The 16,255-nt window shown below is 75.1% G+C and carries 15 protein-coding genes; 7 read left to right on the top strand and 8 right to left on the bottom strand.

All coding sequences use genetic code 11. The features are described 5' to 3' along the window. Window positions 1–144: 144 nt before the first annotated feature. Window positions 145–537, bottom strand: coding sequence for a tautomerase family protein (locus tag ACI79G_RS17315; protein ID WP_456882356.1), 393 nt, complete (start codon window positions 535–537; stop codon window positions 145–147). Between the two features lie 307 nt (window positions 538–844). On the opposite strand from ACI79G_RS17315, the gene ACI79G_RS17310 reads away from it, so the two are divergent. Continuing rightward, window positions 845–2,269: an NAD(P)/FAD-dependent oxidoreductase gene (locus ACI79G_RS17310; RefSeq protein ID WP_456882355.1), complete on the top strand. Its 1,425-nt coding sequence runs from the start codon at window positions 845–847 to the stop codon at window positions 2,267–2,269. Window positions 2,270–2,290: 21 nt separating this feature from the next. On the opposite strand, the gene ACI79G_RS17305 is transcribed toward ACI79G_RS17310, so the two are convergent. Together ACI79G_RS17305 and ACI79G_RS17300 are read right to left on the bottom strand one after the other, a co-directional pair. Then, window positions 2,291–3,088 (bottom strand): TIM barrel protein, encoded by a 798-nt coding sequence (locus tag ACI79G_RS17305; RefSeq protein ID WP_456882354.1) that lies wholly within the window; start codon window positions 3,086–3,088, stop codon window positions 2,291–2,293. After that, a complete protein-coding gene (locus ACI79G_RS17300; protein WP_456882353.1) occupies window positions 3,085–4,104 on the bottom strand; it encodes a Gfo/Idh/MocA family oxidoreductase in 1,020 nt (339 codons plus the stop codon). Before ACI79G_RS17300 ends, ACI79G_RS17305 begins: the two co-directional genes overlap by 4 nt. A 111-nt stretch (window positions 4,105–4,215) precedes the next feature. Here ACI79G_RS17300 and ACI79G_RS17295 point away from each other — a divergent pair, with 111 nt between their 5' ends. Continuing rightward, window positions 4,216–5,217, top strand: a complete 1,002-nt coding sequence (locus ACI79G_RS17295) for a LacI family DNA-binding transcriptional regulator (RefSeq protein ID WP_456882352.1) — start codon at window positions 4,216–4,218, stop codon at window positions 5,215–5,217. A gap of 48 nt (window positions 5,218–5,265) precedes the next feature. Here the strand turns inward: ACI79G_RS17295 and ACI79G_RS17290 are convergent, their stop codons facing one another. Both ACI79G_RS17290 and ACI79G_RS17285 read right to left on the bottom strand, forming a co-directional pair. Next, window positions 5,266–7,524 (bottom strand): cytochrome P450/oxidoreductase, encoded by a 2,259-nt coding sequence (locus ACI79G_RS17290; RefSeq protein ID WP_456882351.1) that lies wholly within the window; start codon window positions 7,522–7,524, stop codon window positions 5,266–5,268. 119 nt (window positions 7,525–7,643) lie between these two features. Next, window positions 7,644–8,642, bottom strand: a complete 999-nt coding sequence (locus ACI79G_RS17285) for a LacI family DNA-binding transcriptional regulator (RefSeq protein WP_456882350.1) — start codon at window positions 8,640–8,642, stop codon at window positions 7,644–7,646. 186 nt (window positions 8,643–8,828) lie between these two features. Here ACI79G_RS17285 and ACI79G_RS17280 point away from each other — a divergent pair, with 186 nt between their 5' ends. Continuing rightward, entirely contained in the window at window positions 8,829–8,984 is a 156-nt protein-coding gene (locus tag ACI79G_RS17280; protein ID WP_456882349.1) for a hypothetical protein, read from the top strand. A gap of 26 nt (window positions 8,985–9,010) precedes the next feature. Further along, window positions 9,011–10,009 (top strand): sugar phosphate isomerase/epimerase family protein, encoded by a 999-nt coding sequence (locus tag ACI79G_RS17275; RefSeq protein ID WP_456882348.1) that lies wholly within the window; start codon window positions 9,011–9,013, stop codon window positions 10,007–10,009. 7 nt (window positions 10,010–10,016) lie between these two features. Here the strand turns inward: ACI79G_RS17275 and ACI79G_RS17270 are convergent, their stop codons facing one another. From ACI79G_RS17270 to ACI79G_RS17260, 3 genes are all read right to left on the bottom strand, one after another. Then, the gene (locus tag ACI79G_RS17270) at window positions 10,017–11,054 is read right to left on the bottom strand and encodes a Gfo/Idh/MocA family protein (RefSeq protein ID WP_456882347.1); all 1,038 of its coding nucleotides are present in this window, start codon (window positions 11,052–11,054) and stop codon (window positions 10,017–10,019) included. Beyond that, a complete protein-coding gene (locus ACI79G_RS17265) occupies window positions 11,051–12,058 on the bottom strand; it encodes a Gfo/Idh/MocA family oxidoreductase (RefSeq protein ID WP_456882346.1) in 1,008 nt (335 codons plus the stop codon). The genes ACI79G_RS17270 and ACI79G_RS17265 overlap by 4 nt, the downstream gene beginning before the upstream one ends. Before the next feature lie 90 nt (window positions 12,059–12,148). Continuing rightward, window positions 12,149–13,189: a LacI family DNA-binding transcriptional regulator gene (locus tag ACI79G_RS17260; protein WP_456882345.1), complete on the bottom strand. Its 1,041-nt coding sequence runs from the start codon at window positions 13,187–13,189 to the stop codon at window positions 12,149–12,151. A gap of 75 nt (window positions 13,190–13,264) precedes the next feature. Between ACI79G_RS17260 and ACI79G_RS17255 the strand changes: the two genes are divergently transcribed. From ACI79G_RS17255 to ACI79G_RS17245, 3 genes are all read left to right on the top strand, one after another. Next, window positions 13,265–14,101 (top strand): aldo/keto reductase, encoded by an 837-nt coding sequence (locus ACI79G_RS17255; RefSeq protein ID WP_456882344.1) that lies wholly within the window; start codon window positions 13,265–13,267, stop codon window positions 14,099–14,101. A gap of 104 nt (window positions 14,102–14,205) precedes the next feature. Next, window positions 14,206–15,393, top strand: a complete 1,188-nt coding sequence (locus ACI79G_RS17250; protein WP_456882343.1) for a phytanoyl-CoA dioxygenase family protein — start codon at window positions 14,206–14,208, stop codon at window positions 15,391–15,393. A gap of 114 nt (window positions 15,394–15,507) precedes the next feature. Next, window positions 15,508–16,179 (top strand): histidine phosphatase family protein, encoded by a 672-nt coding sequence (locus ACI79G_RS17245; protein WP_456882342.1) that lies wholly within the window; start codon window positions 15,508–15,510, stop codon window positions 16,177–16,179. Window positions 16,180–16,255: the final 76 nt, after the last annotated feature.

Below are 16,255 nucleotides of genomic sequence, written 5' to 3'. Positions count from 1 at the left end.
GGACGGTGCCGGACGTCGGCGCGCTCGACGGCGTCCGTGCAGACACGTGCTCCTCCGAGGGGACGGGACGGCGGGAACGGGAGGGCGGCCCCCGGCGGGGCACCGCCGCGAGCCTGCGAGGGGTGGGGAGGACGGGGTCCTCTGTCAGAGGTCGCCCTCGAGGAACTGGGCCCGTCCCAGACCGAAGGACCAGTCCTCGCGGGTGTTCGTGGCGACGGAGACGACCAGGTCGCTGGGCGCCAGTCCGGTGGCCTCCTCGAGCCGCCGCGCCAGGCCCGCGTACAGGGCCCGCTTCTGCTCCTCGGAGCGCCCCTGCTGGAACACCTGCAGGACCACGAGGTCGTCGGTGCGCTCGATGCCCAGTCCGGTGTCCTCGCAGATGAGCTGTCCTGGACGGTGCTCGGTGACCACCTGGTAGCGGTCCCCGGGCGGCGCGGCGAAGGCGTCCAGCACGACCTCCTGGACGGTGTCGGCGAGGAGGCGCAGCTCAGCGGCGGTGCGGCGTCCCTCGACGACGTCGATGCGGACCAGCGGCATGGCGGACCCTCCGTGGGTGGCAGGTGAGCCGGCGTGGCGGACGTCCGTGGCGAACGTCCGTGGCGAACGTCACCACGACTATGTCAGGACATTAGGACTTAGTCGAGAGGCGATCCGGACCGCGCGGTCCGCGCGCGCCTGGAGGCTCCGGTCGCCGCCGGGTGCTGGCCGGGGGGCCGACGCCCTAGACTCCGGGCCGGTCCGCCGCCGGGGGGAACACCCGCCGGGGTCCACCGCGGGACACGACGAGCCGGCGGCCGAGGAGGGTCCCGAGGCCCCCACCGGCCCGGCACGAGGGGGTGGCGCCATGGGAGCACACACGACCGGGAGGCACCGGGTCGTCGTCGTGGGGGGCGGCTTCGCCGGGCTCAACGTCACCCGCGCGCTCGACGGCGCCGACGTCGACGTGACACTGGTCGACCGGGCCAACCACCACCTCTTCCAACCGCTGCTGTACCAGGTGGCGACGGGCATCCTGCCCCCGGGGCTCATCGCGCCGGCGCTGCGCAGCGTGGTCAAGCGGGAGCGCAACGCCCGCGTGCTGCTGGCCGACGTGCAGGACCTCGACCTGGACCGCCGGGTGGTCGTCGCGCGGGCACCGGACGGACGGGAGCTCGACCTGCCGTACGACACCCTCGTCGTCGCGGCCGGGGCGACGCACTCCTACTTCGGCAAGGACCAGCTCGCCGAGTACGCGCCGGGCATGAAGACCATCGAGGACGCCCGGTACCTGCGCGACGGGATCCTGGCCAAGTTCGAGATGGCCGAGATCGCCACCGACCCCGCCGAGCGGGCGGAGTGGCTGACGTTCGTGGTGGTCGGGGCCGGGCCGACGGGCGTCGAGCTCGTCGGGCAGATCGCGGAGCTGGCCCACACGGTCCTGCCGCGGGACTACCGCTCCGCGGACACGCGCCAGGCGCGGATCATCCTGCTGGAGGGGGCCGGGGCCGTCCTGCCCCCCTTCGCGCCCAAGCTCCAGGCCTACACCCAGCGGCGCCTGGAGGAGATGGGTGTGGAGGTGCGGCTGAACACCCTGGCCGTCGACATGGACCACGAGTCCATCACGGTCGAGGGACCGGACGGGCGGGAGACGATCCGCACGCGCACCCGCATCTGGGCCGCCGGGGTCCAGGCGTCCCCGCTGGCCCGGCTGCTCGCCGAGGAGGCCGGCGTCGAGACCGACCGGGCCGGCCGGATCCCGGTGGGTCCCGACTGCACCGTGCCCGGCCATCCCGAGGTCTTCGCGATCGGCGACATGGCCTCGCTCGACAAGCTCCCCGGGGTGGCCCAGCCGGCCATCCAGGAGGGCAAGTACGTCGCCCGGGTCATCAAGGACCGGCTCGCCGGCCGGCAGACGCCGCCGTTCACGTACTTCGACAAGGGCACCATGGCCACGATCGGCTACCGCTCGGCGGTCGCCGACGCCTTCGGGGTGAAGGTGACCGGCTTCCCGGCCTACGTCATGTGGATCTTCATCCACGTGCTGTACCTGGTCGGCTGGGGCAACCGGCTCGGCGCCATCTACACGTGGGCCCGCGCGCTGTGGCTGTCCCACAACCGCGGCAACCGGATCATCGCCCTCGACACGGCGCGGCAGGAGGCGGACGCCGACCGCACCGTCCCGGTGCGACCGCCGGCGATCCTGCCCCGGGACACGCCTCCGGCCGCTCCCCCTGCACCAGCTGCAGAGGCGGCCATCCCCAGCACCCCGCGAGAGGCCGGCAGCGCCTGACCGGGGCCGAAGGCGGCGGGGTCAGGCGGCCGGGGTAGCGGTGGCCGGGGTGTACGCGGCGCGGAAGCGGTCGAGCGCCACGGCCGAGTCGCCCGACGCCCAGCCCTCCAGGGCGACGACGCCGTCGTAGCCGAGCCGCGCCAGGGCGGCGGCGACCGCCGAGTGGGAGATCTCGCCCGTGCCCGGCTCGCACCGGCCGGGGACGTCGGCCACCTGGACCTCCCCCACCAGCGGCAGCGCCCGCTGCACCAGCTCGACCAGGTTCCCCTCGCCGATCTGGGCGTGGTACAGGTCGAGGTTGAGCCGCAGGTGCGGGCTGCCCACCGCCTCCACCAGCGCGATCGTGTCGGCGGCGCGGGCGAACGGCGTGCCCGGGTGGTCGACGGCGGTGTTGAGGTTCTCCAGGGTGAAGACCCGCCCGGCCCGCTCCCCCAGCGCGGCCAGCCGCTCCAGCGTGCGGGCGGCGGCGAGCCACATCGCCGGGGTCACCACCTCGGTGGGGACGACGGGCAGGCCCCGGCCGTCGAGGCCGGTCCCGTGCACGTTCAGCCGCGGGCAGTCCAGCCGCTCGGCGACGGCGAGGGACTGCTCGGCCGTGCGCAGCAGCTCCGCGGCGCCGTCGGGGTCGGCCAGGGTGCCGGTGACGTAGCCGGTCATCGAGGAGAAGGTCGCGCCGCTGGCGGCCAGCCCGTCGACGTCCTTCGCCGTCCAGTCCCAGATCTCGACCTCGAAGCCGAGGTCGGCGATCCGCCGCACCCGCTCGGCGAACGGCAGGTCGAGGAAGAGCATCTCCGCCGAGGCGGCCAGGCGGTACGTCACTTCTGCACCTCGTCGATCCGCACCGGGCGGCCGGTGCGCACCGACTCCGCGGCCGCGAGCGCGATGGCCAGCGCGGCGCGGGCGTCCTCCCCGGTCACCGGGGCCGGGGTACCGGCGCGGACGGCCTCGACGAAGGCGGCCAGCTCGGCGGTGTACGCGCCGGGGAACAGCTCCTGGTCGCCCCGGACCGTCTCGACCAGCCGGCCGGCGGGCCCGGAGAAGGCCAGGCCGGTGCGCCTCCCGTCGCCCATGGTCGCCATGCCGCCGGAGCCGAGCACCTCGCCGCGGACGTCGTAGCCGTAGGACGCCTCGAAGCACGCCTCGGCCACCGCCATCGCGCCGTCGTCGAAGCGGACCGTGACCACCGCGGTGTCCAGCAGGCCGCGGTCCCGCCAGCCCGGTTCGACCAGCGCGTCGGCCGCGGCGTACACCTCGACCGCCTCGGCGCCGGGGTGCAGGAAGCGCAGGGTGTCGAAGTCGTGGATGAGCGTCTCGAGGAAGATCGTGTCCGGCAGCACGCGCGCGGGGTCGAAGCCGCCGGGGTCGCGGGTGAGCGAACGCAGCAGCCGCGGGGTGCCCAGCGTGCCGGCGTCCAGCAGCGCGCGGGCGCCCCGCCAGTCGGCGGCGAACCGGCGGTTGAACCCGACCTGCAGGACCACGCCCGCGGCGCGGGCCGCGTCGATCGCGCGGTCGGCGTCCGGGAGGGTGACCGCCATCGGCTTCTCGCAGAAGACGTGCCTCCCGGCGCCCGCGGCGGCCACCACCAGGTCGGCGTGCGACCGGGCCGGCGCGGCGATGACGACCGCGTCGACGTCGGGGTCGTCCCACAGCTGCGCCACGTCGGTGTACGCCCGGCCGGCACCGAGCGCGCCGGTCAGCCGTTCAGCGGCACCCGGTGCGGGGTCGGCCACGGCGGCCAGGCGCGCGTGCGGGAGCCGCAGGGCGAGCGTCTCCGCGTGGAAGGCGCCCATCCGGCCCGACCCGACCAGGGCCACCCCCACGGTCCCGTTCGTCATGCCGACTCCTTCTCTAGAACGTTCTAGGCCGACATCAGGGTGCTGCCGGTCATCCTGCCCCGTCAAGGGAAGGCGGCTATAACGTTCTAGCCGTCGGGCTACGCTCGACCGGTGACGCAGACGGGCCCCGACCGGAGGCCGACACTGGCCGACGTCGCCGCCCGCGCCGGCGTCTCCACCGCCCTCGTGTCGATCGTCATGCGCGACGCACCCGGAGCAAGCGCCGCGACGCGGGAGCGGGTGCGCCGGGCCGCGGACGCGATCGGCTACCGACCCGACAGCCGCGCCCGCCTGCTGCGCAGCTCGCGCAGCCGGCTGCTCGGCGTCGTCTTCGGGGTCCAGCACGCCTTCCACGGCGACCTGCTGGCCGGGCTCTACGACGTCGCCGAGAAGGCCGGGTACGAGCTGGCGCTGAGCGCCGTCACGCCGGGACGCGGCGAGCAGCGAGCGGTGGACAGCCTGCTGCGGGACCGCTGCGAGGCGCTGGTGCTGCTCGGGCCCTCGTCGCCCACCGCGCACCTGACCGACCTCGCCACCCGCCTGCCCGTGGTGGTCGTCGCCCGGTCCGTGCGGTCCGCCGCGGTCGACGTCGTCCGGACCGCCGACGACGAGGGCCTGCACCTGGCGCTGGACCACCTGGTCGGGCTCGGCCACCGGAACGTGGTGCACGTCGACGGCGGTCGGGCACCGGGCGCCGCCGAGCGTCGGCGGGGCTACCGCGAGGCAGTCCGCCGGCACGGCCTCACCCCACGCGTCCTGCCCGGCGGGCTCACCGAGGACGACGGCGCCGCCGCGGCGCGCACCCTCCTGGCCGGGCCCCTGCCCGGTGCGGTCACGGTCTTCAACGACCGGTGTGCCCTGGGCCTGCTCGACGTCCTCCGCCGGGCGGGGCGCACCGTGCCCGGGGACGTGAGCGTGGTCGGGTACGACGACAGCCGGATCGCCCGGCTGTCGTCCGTCGACCTCACCTCCGTCGCCCAGGACGTCGAGCGGCTGACCGCGCTCGCCGTGCGGCGGGCCCTCGACCGGCTGGACGGGGTCCCCGTCGCGCAGCGCGAGCTCGTGGTCCCGCCCCGGCTCGTCGTCCGGAGCACCACCGCCCCGCCTCGCTGAAGCGGCCGTCCCCGCGGAAGTGGCCGCGCTGGGCGGTGACAGGGCCGACTACAGATCCAGGACCAGGCGGTCGTCCCGGGCGCGGGAGACGCAGATCATCATGCAGTCGTTCGCCTCCCTCTCCTCGTCGCTGAGGACCGAGTCCCGGTGGTCGGGCCTGCCTGCGAGGACGGCGGTCTCGCAGGTGCCGCACGTGCCCTCCGTGCAGGAGGACAGCACCCCGATCCCGGCCTCCTCGACGACCGACAGGATCGAGCGGTCCGGCGGCACGGTGAGGGTCAGCTCGCTCTGCTCGAGGACGACCTCGAACGCCTCCGACCGCACCGGCTCGGTCAACGGCCTGGCCGCGAACCGCTCGACGTGCAACGCACCGGCCGGCCAGGCGGCGCACCGCTGCTCGACGGCGGCCAGCAGCGGCTCCGGGCCGCAGCAGTACACGCGGGTGCCCGCCTGCGGCGTGCCCAGCAGCCCGTCGAGGTCGAGCAACCCGGTCTCGTCCTGCGGGCGGACGGTCACCCGGTCGCCGTACTCCGCCAGCTCGTCGAGGAAGGCCATCGAGGCCCGCCGCCGGCCGCCGTAGACGAGCCGCCAGTCCGCGCCGGCGGCCTCCGCGGCGCGGATCATCGGCAGGATCGGCGTGATGCCGATGCCGCCGGCGATGAACAGGTAGCGGGGCGAGTCGACCAGCGGGAAGTTGTTGCGCGGCCCGCGCACCCGCACCACGTCCCCGGGCCGCAGCCGCTCGTGGACGTGGGAGGAGGTGCCCCGGCTCTCCGGTTCCCGCAGGACGCCCACCCGCCACACGTGGTGGTCGGCCGGGTCCCCGCACAGCGAGTACTGCCGGGTGGGGGCCCCCTCCAGTGCGGGGTCGTCGAGCAGCAGGTCGACGTGCGCGCCCGGCTCCCACGGCGGCAGGGGGGTGTCGTCGAGCCGTCTCAGCGCCAGGGTGACCACTCCGTCGGCCACCTGGCGCTTGTCCTCGACGCGGACGTCGGCCTCGAACTCGCTGGCCACCACCGTCACCGACGTCGTCCGGTGCTGCACGGTCTCCACGTGCGCCGGGTGGCCGTTCCCCCGCCGGGCCCCCGGGGAGACGGCGAAGGACAGCGGCAGGCGGTCCCAGACGTACATGTTCGGCGTGGTCTTGTAGCGCCTCGGCGACCCGGCGAGCGTGTAGTCGCCCAGCACCGGGAGCGCCTCCTCCAGGGCGACCTTGGCCTCGAGCCGGGCGAGCGGAGCGCCGAGGCACCCGTGCCGGCCCTCTCCGAAGCCGAGGTGCCGCATCCGCCCCCGGGTCACGCCGAAGCGGTCGGGGTCGGGGAACTGGCGCTCGTCGCGGTTGGCCGCGCCGTAGACCAACACCACCCGGCCACCCTCGGGGATGGTCACCCCGTGCAGGGTGACCTCCCGCGAGGTGGTCCGGCCGACCAGCTGCAGCGGGCTCGAGTGGCGGATGGTCTCCTCGACGGCGTCCGGGATCAGCGACGGGTCCCGGCGGAGCAGCTCCCGCTGGTCGGGGTTCTCGGCGAGCAGCTTGAACAGGGAGCCGGTCAGCCCCGCGGTGCTCTCCACCCCGCCGAGGAAGAGCACCATCATCAGTCCGAGGACCTCCGACGCCGGCGTGAGGTGTTCGTCGGCGAACGGCCGGCCGTCGATCTCCGCCCGCACGAGGGCGCTGACGACGTCGTCCCGCGGGTGCGCGCGCCGGTCCTCGAGCAGGCCGACGAAGTAGCGCTGGATGCCCTCGGTGGCGGCCCGGGCGACCGGGGTGAGCCGGGGGTCGTCGGGACGGCGGTCCTTGAGCTCGTGCACCCAGCGGTCGAGCTGTGCGCGGCCCTCCTCCTCCGCACTCGGCAGCCCGAGCACGGTGAAGAAGACCTCGTTGGGCATCGGCCAGGCCAGCTCCTGGGCGAGGTCGACCGCGCCCCGGTCCCGCCACCGCGCCACGAGCCGGCGGACGACGTCGCGGACGGCTCCCTCCTTCTCGGCGATGCGACGCGGCAGGAAGTGCGGCTGGATGACCGCACGCACCTGGTCGTGGCGGGGGTTGTCGATGTCGGGCAGGAACCCGGGGCCGCTCTGGTCCTTGGCGGTGTCGTCGATGTCGATGCCCTCGTAGCTGAGGAAGGTGTCCGCATCGGTGGCGGCAGCCCGGACGTCCTCGAACCGGGACAGCGCCCACCAGTTCCACTTCTCGCTGTAGAAGACCGGCGCCTCCTCCCGCATCCACCGGTACACGGGGTACGGGTCGGCCTGGAACTCCGGGCTGAAGGGGTCGTACTCCATCGCGGTCGGGGCGGTGGTCATGTCGGTCTCCGCGGTCGCGTGAGGTGGCCAGGACGGCGCGACGGTGCCGGCGCGCCGGGCGCTTTGAAGCGCTTCAAACGCCAGGGTGACGGGTGGTGCGCGTCACCGTCAAGGGGCGGTCAGGACGAGGTCGGCGGACCCGTCGTCCCCCGGACGACGAGGTGCGGGGGGACGACCACCTCGCGCTGCTCCGTGCGACCCCCGTCCAGCCGCTCGACCACCGCCGCGACCGCCAGCCGGGTCAGCTGCGCGGAGTCCTGGCTGACGGTGGTCAGGTCGATGTGGGCCAGCCGGGAGAGCGGGCTGTCGTCGTAGCCGACGACGGAGACCTCCCCCGGCACGTCGACCCCGCGGCGCAGCAGGGCGTCGAGCAGGCCCACCGCGGAGGCGTCGTTGTAGGTGACCACCGCCGTCGGGCGGACGTCCGACCCGAGCAGGGTGCGCGCCGCGCGGGCGCCCGACTCCTCCCCCGGGTCCCCGCCCACGACCTGCAGGTGCTCCCCCAGTCCCCGGCGGCGCATCGCCCGCTCGTAGCCGCGCCGCCGCGCGGTGGCGATCGGTCCGCGACCGCCGTCGACGTGGGCGATGCGCCGGTGCCCGAGACCGGCCAGGTGCTCCACGGCCTGCGCCACACCCTCGTCGTCGGCAGCCCGGACGACGTCGACGCCGTCGGCCGACACCGGGCGCCCGACGGCGACCACCGGCAGCTGCCGGGCCAGCGCGCTCAGCCGGGCGGCGGGCGCGTTCGGCCCCAGCAGGACCAGGGCCTCGCACCGCGAGTCGAGCAGCGTCTCCACTGCCCGTCCCTCGTCCCGGGTGCGGGTGACCGTGCTCAGGACCAGGTCGTACCCGTGCTCCTCGGCCGCCTCGTGGACGTCCTCGACCAGTCGGGCGTGGAACGTGCTGCGGACGTCCATCACGACGCCGATCAGCCGGCTGCGCCTGCGGGCCAGCAGGCTCGCGGCGCGGTCGGGCCGGTACCCCAGCCGGGCCGCGGCGTCCAGCACGCGCTCGCGGGTTCCGCTGCTCGGCCCCGGGGAGCCGCGCAGCACGAGGGACACCGTCGCCGGCGAGACCCCCGCCTCGGTGGCGACGTCCTGCAGCCGGGGACGACGCACCTGCTCCTCGCTGCTCAGGTCGGACCACCCCGCTCCCTTGACACCACCACGGTCCGCTGCTGTGATCGACGCCATCCATTATTGAAGCGCTTCAAGCGCCGTCGGGCGAGCCGACCACCGCGCGCAGCGTGCCACGCCGGCGGGGATCCCCCGCCCCATCGAGCTCCGTGTCCCGGGAGGACGGCCATGTCCCAGCAGCCCCTGTCCGTGGCGGTGGTCGGCCCCGAGATGGCCGGCCGCAGCTCCGCCGCCGCGTACCGCCAGGTGGACACCGTCCTCGGTGAGGGCCTCCGGGCCGTCGTGCGGTCCGACGGCGCCGCTGTCGGCATCCCCACCCACTGACCCCGCCGACCGGAGGCCGATCCCCGATGTCCCTCAAGCTGGGCGCCTACACCGCCTGCCTGCACGACCGTCCGCTGGCCGAGGCCCTCGACGTGCTCCAGGCCGACGGCCTGACCTCCGTCGAGGTCAACACCGGCGGCTTCATCCCCTCACCGCACTGCCACGTCGACCTGCTGCTGTCCTCCGAGCGGGCCCGGCGGGACTACCTGGAGACCTTCGCCGCCCGCGGGATGGAGCTGACCGGGCTCAACTGCAACGGCAACCCGCTCAACCCGCTGCCCGGCGTCGGCCCCAAGCACGCCGACGACCTGCGCCGCACCATCGAGCTCGCCGGGCTGCTGGGCGTGCGCAACGTCGTGACGATGTCGGGCACGCCCGGCTCGGACCCCGGCGCGAGGTACCCGTCCTGGGTGGTCAACCCGTGGGACGGCGTCTACCTGGACGTCCTGGACTACCAGTGGGGCGTGGCCGCGGAGTTCTGGACGGAGATCGACGCCCTCGCCCGCGCCCACGACGTCCGGGTGGCCATCGAGATGCACCCGCACAACCTGGTGTTCTCGCCGGTGACCCTGCGCCGACTGGTCGACACCATCGGTGCGACCAACGTCGGCGCCGAGATGGACCCCTCGCACCTCATGTGGCAGGGCATGGACGTCGTCGCCTGCATCCGCGACCTCGGTCCGCTGGTGTTCCACGCGGCGGCCAAGGACGCGATGATCACCCCGGGGGTCGGCATCCGCGGCGTCCTCGACACCTCGTTCACGCGGGTACCCGCCGACGCCCCGGGCAGGGTCCCGACCGGCTACGGCTCCTGGTGCAGCGCGTGGCCGGAGGACCCGGCGTGGCGGTTCGTCGCCGTCGGTGTGGGCCACGACGTCGACTGGTGGACCGAGTTCCTGCGCGCGCTGGCCGAGGTCGACCCGGACATGGCGGTCAACATCGAGCACGAGGACGCCGCGTACGACCGCCTGGAGGGCCTGACCCTCGCCGCCGAGAACCTGCAGGCCGCCGCCGACAAGCTGTAGCGGCGGGTCACACCCCGGCCCGGTGCGGCTCACCCGCCGCGCGGGGCCGAGGCGGCAGCCCGGCCAGCCGGTAGCACCGGTCGATCAGCGTCATGGTCGCGACCGCGTCGTCGGGACCGGTCAGGACCGGTGGGCCGCCCCGCAACGCGGCCGCGAACGCCTCCAGCTGGTAGGTGTACGACGACCGGGTGCCCAGGTGCTCGGTTCGCTCTCCGGCGGGGGTGCGCACGAGCACGCGGTCGTCCCGGTGCGGCTCGACGAACGCCGGCGCCGTCGCCTCCCCGCGGGTGCCGACGATGCGCAGCGAGAAGTCCCGCTCCGGGTGCACCATGCTGCAGCGCACCGTCGCGGTCGCCCCGGATGGGAAGTGCAGGTCGGCGTCGAGCCACTCGTCGACGCCCGGGGCCCCGGCGCGCTCGCCGGCCCGCGCGGCGTCCGGCTCCGGTTCCCCGCCGGTCCACGGCGCCAGGCTGCGCAGGGCGTGCAGGCCGTAGCAGCCGAGGTCCATGAGCGCGCCGCCGGCGAGCTCGAGCGACCAGCGGGGGTCGCCGTCGTCCGGCGGGAGCATGGCGATGGTGGCCTCGACGGCGACGACGTCGCCGAGCTCCCCGGTGTCCACCAGCTCCAGCATGCGGCGCATCACCGGGTGGTGGAGGTGGTGGAACCCCTCCACGACCGTGACGCCCGCGCGCCGGGCGGCGTCGCGGACGTCGACGGCCTCCTCCGCGTTGGAGGCGAACGGCTTCTCGGACAGCACGTGCTTGCCGGCCTCGATCGCGGCCAGGTTCCACGGGCCGTGCAGCGCGTTGGGCAGCGGGTCGTAGACGACCTCCACCTCCGGGTCGGCGAGGACGTCCGCGTACGAGGGCAGCACGCGCTCGACGCCGTGCGTGCGGGCGAACTCCTCGGCCCGGGTGCGGTCCCGGGCGGCGATCGCGACCAGCCGGTTGCCGGTGGCCCGCGCGGGGGCGGCGATGGCCCGCTCGGCGATGCGGGCGGCCCCGAGCACCCCGATCCGCAGCGGCCCGGTCGCGTCCGTCGTCACCGGTACAGGGCCGGCTGCTCGGGGAGCTCCACCGCCACGCGGCTCCCGGTGCGCAGGGACTGCAGCGCCGCATCGGAGACGACCTGCGCGACGTGGCCGTCCCAGGCGCTGGGCCCCTGCGGCGGCCGCCCGCCGGCGACGGCGTCGACCCACTCGCGCAGCTCGACGTCGTAGGAGAGGGCGAAGCGCTCCCGCCAGTCGCCCGGGACCAGCCCGGCGACCGTGCCCTCGCGGCGGATGGTCACCGGCGCGGGCTCGGCCAGCTCGACGGTGCCGGTCTCCCCGGACACCTCGCAGCGGATCTCGTAGCCGTAGTGGACGTTGACCGACACCTCGACGTCGACGAGCACGCCGTCGGCCATCTCGAACAGCACCAGCAGCGGGTCCTGCAGCTCGCCGCCGCGACTGCTCTTGCGCGGCGTCAGGACCTGCACGGCGGCGATCTCGGTCCCGAGCAGCCAGCGCAGCTCGTCGATCTCGTGGATCGCGGTGTCGGCGATCGACATGTCGCGGGTGTAGTGCGGCGGCACCGAGGCGTTGCGGTGCGCGCAGTGCACGAGCAGCGGCGCGCCGATCGCGCCGTCGTCCACGGCCCGCTTGAGGGCCCGGTGCGCGGGGTCGTAGCGGCGGTTGAAGCCGACCTGGACCAGGCGGCGGCCGGCAGCGACCTCCGCCTCCACGATCCGCCGGCAGGCCTCCTGCGTGGGAGCCAGCGGCTTCTCGCAGAACACCGGCTTGCCGGCGGCGATGGAGGCCAGCACGTACGGCTCGTGGGTCGGCCCCCAGGAGGTGACGACGACGGCGTCGACCGCGTCGGACGCGATCAGCTCCTCGCCGCTGGGCAGGGCCTTGGCGGCCGGCAGCTGCGCGGCCACGGCCGCGGCGCGCTCGGCGTCCGCGTCGGCCACCGCCACCACCCGGCTGGCCCCGGGGCCGCCGTCGAGCCGGCGGACGTGCTCCTGGCCGATCATGCCGACCCCGATGACCCCGACGTCCAGCCCCACGACGCCCTCCTCCACTCCGCTGCGCCCCGTCCGGTCCGCGTCGGTCCAGGTTCCGGGCTCCGCGAGGGGCAGGTCAACGACGGAGGGCCCTCAAGAAGCCCTCAGGGCCTCGGCGGGGACGTTGTACGGCGTGACCACCTGGACCCCCGAGTGCCAGGACCGCGGGGTGCCCGGCAGCGCGCCGTGGGCCTGCATGACCACGTGGCAGGCGCGGCGCAGGTCCAGGGCGAGGTCGTGGTGCAGCACCGCGGACAGCCGCCCCGCCCGCAGCAGCGCGAGGTTCTCGGCGTCCAGGTCGTGGGCGACGAACGCGCGGCAGGCCCGCCCGGCGTCGGCGAAGGCCGCGACGGTCGCGGCGTTGCCGCCGGCGGCGTACATCGAGTAGACGCCGGCGATGCCCGGGTCGGCGGCGAGGGCGTCCCGGACCAGCCCGCGCAGCACGTCGTCCTCCCCGGTCGCGTCCACCAGGTCGACCTGTCGCCGGCCGGGGCGCAGCGACCGGGTGGTCGCCCGGAAGCCCATCTCCCGGTCGTCCTCGCCGCGGAAGGTGCCGGTCCCGCGGGTGACGAGGACGGCGGCGTCGTCGGGCAGCCACTGGTCCAGCAGGTACGCCGCGGTGGCCCCCGCCGCCCGGTTGTCCAGGCCGACGTAGGCGACCCGGCGGCTGGTCGGCAGGTCGGTGACCAGCGTGACCACGGGGATCCCGGCCTCGGCCAGCCGCTCGACCGCACCGACGACCAGCGGGGAGTCGGGGGCCTTCAGGACGACGCCCTGCGACCCGCGCCGCGCGATCCCGTCGAGCGTGGCCGCCAGCTGGGGAACGGGAGGGGCGTCGGCCAGGTGGAACCGCGCCCGGAACGTCGCCGGCCGGACCAGCGGCAGCTGCGACTCCAGGGCCGCCCGGACCGCGGCGGAGAACCGGTCGGGCGCGTCGACCACCAGGTCGAGGAAGAACGTCCGCCCGGTCAGCCGCACCTGCGAGCGCTGCCGGTCCAGGTCGGCGATGGCGCGGTGCACCTCCTGCACGGTGCTCTGCCGCACCCCGCCGCGCCGGTTGAGGACGCGGTCGACGGTCGCCTCGGACAGACCGGCCTGACGGGCGATCTCGCGGATCGGGTAGGGGTGCGGCACGGCGACAGTGTGAGGGGTCCTTGAGGGATCTGCGAGGGGTTGACGCGACGCTCGGCCGCTCACGAGGCTGGCGGCATGGCCACGGTCCCGGACGTCCTGCTGAACAACGGTGTCGCGATCCCCCAGCTGGGGCTGGGCACCGCCCGGCTCCCCGACGAGGAGACGCGGCGGATCGTCGGCGAGGCGCTGGAGGTCGGCTACCGCTTCGTCGACACCGCCGCCAGCTACGAGAACGAGCGCGGGGTCGGGCAGGCCATCGCCGACTCGGGCCTCCCGCGCGAGGAGGTGTTCGTCTCCACCAAGCTGCGCGGCCGGGAGCAGGGGCACGACTCGGCGAAGCAGGCGCTGCGGTCGAGCCTGGACCGGCTCGGGCTCGACCACGTCGACCTCTACCTCATCCACTGGCCGCTCCCCCGGCTCGACCGCTACGTCGAGTCGTGGCTGGCGATGGAGGAGCTGCTGGCCGAGGGGTTGACCCGGGCCATCGGGGTGTCCAACTTCCTGCCCGAGCACCTCGACCGGCTCGCCGCCGCCTCCTCGACGGTGCCGGCGGTCAACCAGATCGAGTGCCACCCGCGGGAGCCGCAGCTCGCGCAGCGCGCCGACGACGCCCGTCGCGGGATCGTCACCGAGTCCTGGTCGCCGCTGGCCAACGGTGGGGAGCTGCTGCGGCAGCCGGTGCTCGCCGAGATCGGCCGCCGGCACGGGCGGACCCCGGCGCAGGTGGTGCTGCGCTGGCACGTGCAGCAGGGGCTGGTGACCTTCCCCAAGGCGTCCTCCCGCGGCCGGCTGGTCGAGAACCTCGACGTCTTCGGCTTCGCGCTGTCCGACGAGGACCTGGCCGGCATCGCCGCGCTCGCCGACGGCACCCGGGTCAACGGGCAGTACCCCGACGTCTGGGAGGAGTTCTGAGGCCCGCCGGGTGAGGGGTTCTTGAGGGATCGGCGGCCTTGTGGGCCCCGCACCGGCCCGTCACGCTCGACGGCATCCCCACCCCGCACAGGAAGGACGACGCCATGGCCGCACCGGCCACCGCCCGCACCGCTCCCGGCTGGTTCACCGCGGAGGACTGCCGCCTCGAGGACTTCCGCGCGGTGGTCGAGACGACCACCGACCTGGCCGACTACCCGCACGCCGACGAGGTCCGGGAGAACGTCCTGGTCTACGGGTCGCGGCTGCGCGACTCCGTCACCACCCCCGAGGGACGCCGGGACGTGCAGGCCGAGCTGGCCCGCGCGCTCGCGAACGGCCCGGGGATCGTCGTCTTCGCCGGCGCCTTCCCCGACACCTCCGTGGTCGACCGGGCCACCGCCGTCTTCCAGGCGATGATCGACGAGCAGAAGGCGGCCGGCGTCGTCGGCGGCGACCACTTCGCCACGCCCGGCGCCAACGACCGGGTGTGGGGCGCGCTGGACAAGTTCGCCGTCCGCGACCCGGAGGCCTTCGCCGCCTACTACGCCAACGACGTGATCGCCCTGGTCTCCGAGGCCTGGCTGGGTCGGGGCTACCAGCTCACGAGCCAGGTCAACGTGGTCAACCCCGGCGGCAGGGCCCAGGTCGCCCACCGCGACTACCACCTCGGCTTCATGTCCGAGGAGCAGGCGCTGGCCTACCCCGCCCACGTGCACCGGCTCTCCCCCGTCATGACCCTGCAGGGGGCGGTCGCCCACTGCGACATGCCGGTGGAGACCGGGCCGACGATGTACCTGCCGCACTCGCAGAAGTACGCCCCCGGGTACGTCGCCTTCCACCGGCCGGAGTTCACCGCGTACTTCGACGCGCACTTCGTCCAGCTGCCGCTGCGCAAGGGCGACGCGGCGTTCTTCAACCCGGCGCTGTTCCACGGCGCGGGCACCAACCGGTCGGCCGACGTGCGGCGCATGGCCAACCTGCTGCAGGTCTCCTCGGCGTTCGGCCGGGCGATGGAGTCCGTCGACCGGACGGCGATGTGCCGCGCGCTCCACCCGGTGCTGCGCGCCTGGAAGGCGGCCGGCGGGAACGAGCGGACCCTGCGCAACGTCGTCGCCGCCTCGGCCGAGGGCTACGCCTTCCCGACCAACCTCGACCGCGACCAGCCGATCGGCGGCCTGGCCCCCGAGACGCAGGCCGAGCTGGTCTGGCGGGCGCTGCAGGAGGACTGGTCCCCCGTGGCGCTGGGCGCCGAGCTGACCGCCCAGGCCGAGCGGCACGCCAGCGCCCCGTGAGGGAGGACCACCCCTCCTCCCACGCCTGGCAGGCCCGGCGTGGGAGGAGGGGTGGCCGTCCGGTGTCGGGGGAATCGAGGAGCGCCGGTGCGGCCGTCCGGGCAGGATGACCCGGTGCCCGCAGAGCACCGCGACCCCAGCACCGACGTGCTCCTCGTCCGCCACGGCGAGGTCGTGCCCGCGCACCCCGACCACCCCCACGCGCGGCTCGAGGACGGGCAGGGCGACCCGCCGCTGTCGCCGCTCGGCCGCACGCAGGCGGAGGCGGTGGGACGGCGGCTGCGCGACGTCGGCGTCGACGCCGTCTACGTGTCGACGCTGCGCCGCACGCTGGAGACCGCGCAGCCGCTGCTCGAGGCCACCGGCCTCCTGCCCCGGGTCGAGCCCGACCTGCGCGAGCTGCACCTCGGCGAGTGGGAGGACGGGCTGGTCCTGCAGCGCCTGGCCCAGGGGGACCCGGTGGCCGCGCGGGTCGTGGCCGAGCAGCGCTGGGACCTCATCCCCGGCGCGGAGCCGGCGGCGTCCCTCACCGCCCGGGTCCGCGCCGCGCTGCAGCGGATCGGAGCCGCGCACCCGGGCGAGCGGGTCGCCGTCTTCACGCACGGCGGGGTCGTCGCCCAGGCCCTCGCCCTGGCCACGGGCGCGCCGCCGTTCGCCTTCCTGACCGGTCGCAACGCCTCGCTGTCGCAGGTGGTCCTCGCCGGGGACCGCTGCAGCGTCCGCCGGTTCAACGACACCGCGCACCTCGCCGACGACCTCTCCCGCGTCGGCGTCCCCCTGACCTGACGGCACACGACGGCGCCCGCCGTCCGGACCGGTGGGGTCCGGACGGGGGGCGCCGGGGTCGCGTCCCTGGGTCCGT

This window comes from Geodermatophilus sp. SYSU D00779, from assembly GCF_054050595.1.
Note: the sequence above shows the minus strand (reverse complement) of the source record. Positions and strands in the feature narration are given on the sequence as shown.

What these genes read in the sequence shown, in the direction of transcription:
- ACI79G_RS17315 (WP_456882356.1), bottom strand. Translation starts at nt 537, where the DNA reads ATGCCGCTGGTCCGCATCGACGTCGTCGAGGGACGCCGCACCGCCGCT.
- ACI79G_RS17310 (WP_456882355.1), top strand. Translation starts at nt 845, where the DNA reads ATGGGAGCACACACGACCGGGAGGCACCGGGTCGTCGTCGTGGGGGGC.
- ACI79G_RS17300 (WP_456882353.1), bottom strand. Translation starts at nt 4,104, where the DNA reads ATGACGAACGGGACCGTGGGGGTGGCCCTGGTCGGGTCGGGCCGGATG.
- ACI79G_RS17290 (WP_456882351.1), bottom strand. Translation starts at nt 7,524, where the DNA reads ATGACCACCGCCCCGACCGCGATGGAGTACGACCCCTTCAGCCCGGAG.
- ACI79G_RS17280 (WP_456882349.1), top strand. Translation starts at nt 8,829, where the DNA reads ATGTCCCAGCAGCCCCTGTCCGTGGCGGTGGTCGGCCCCGAGATGGCC.
- ACI79G_RS17275 (WP_456882348.1), top strand. Translation starts at nt 9,011, where the DNA reads ATGTCCCTCAAGCTGGGCGCCTACACCGCCTGCCTGCACGACCGTCCG.
- ACI79G_RS17255 (WP_456882344.1), top strand. Translation starts at nt 13,265, where the DNA reads ATGGCCACGGTCCCGGACGTCCTGCTGAACAACGGTGTCGCGATCCCC.
- ACI79G_RS17250 (WP_456882343.1), top strand. Translation starts at nt 14,206, where the DNA reads ATGGCCGCACCGGCCACCGCCCGCACCGCTCCCGGCTGGTTCACCGCG.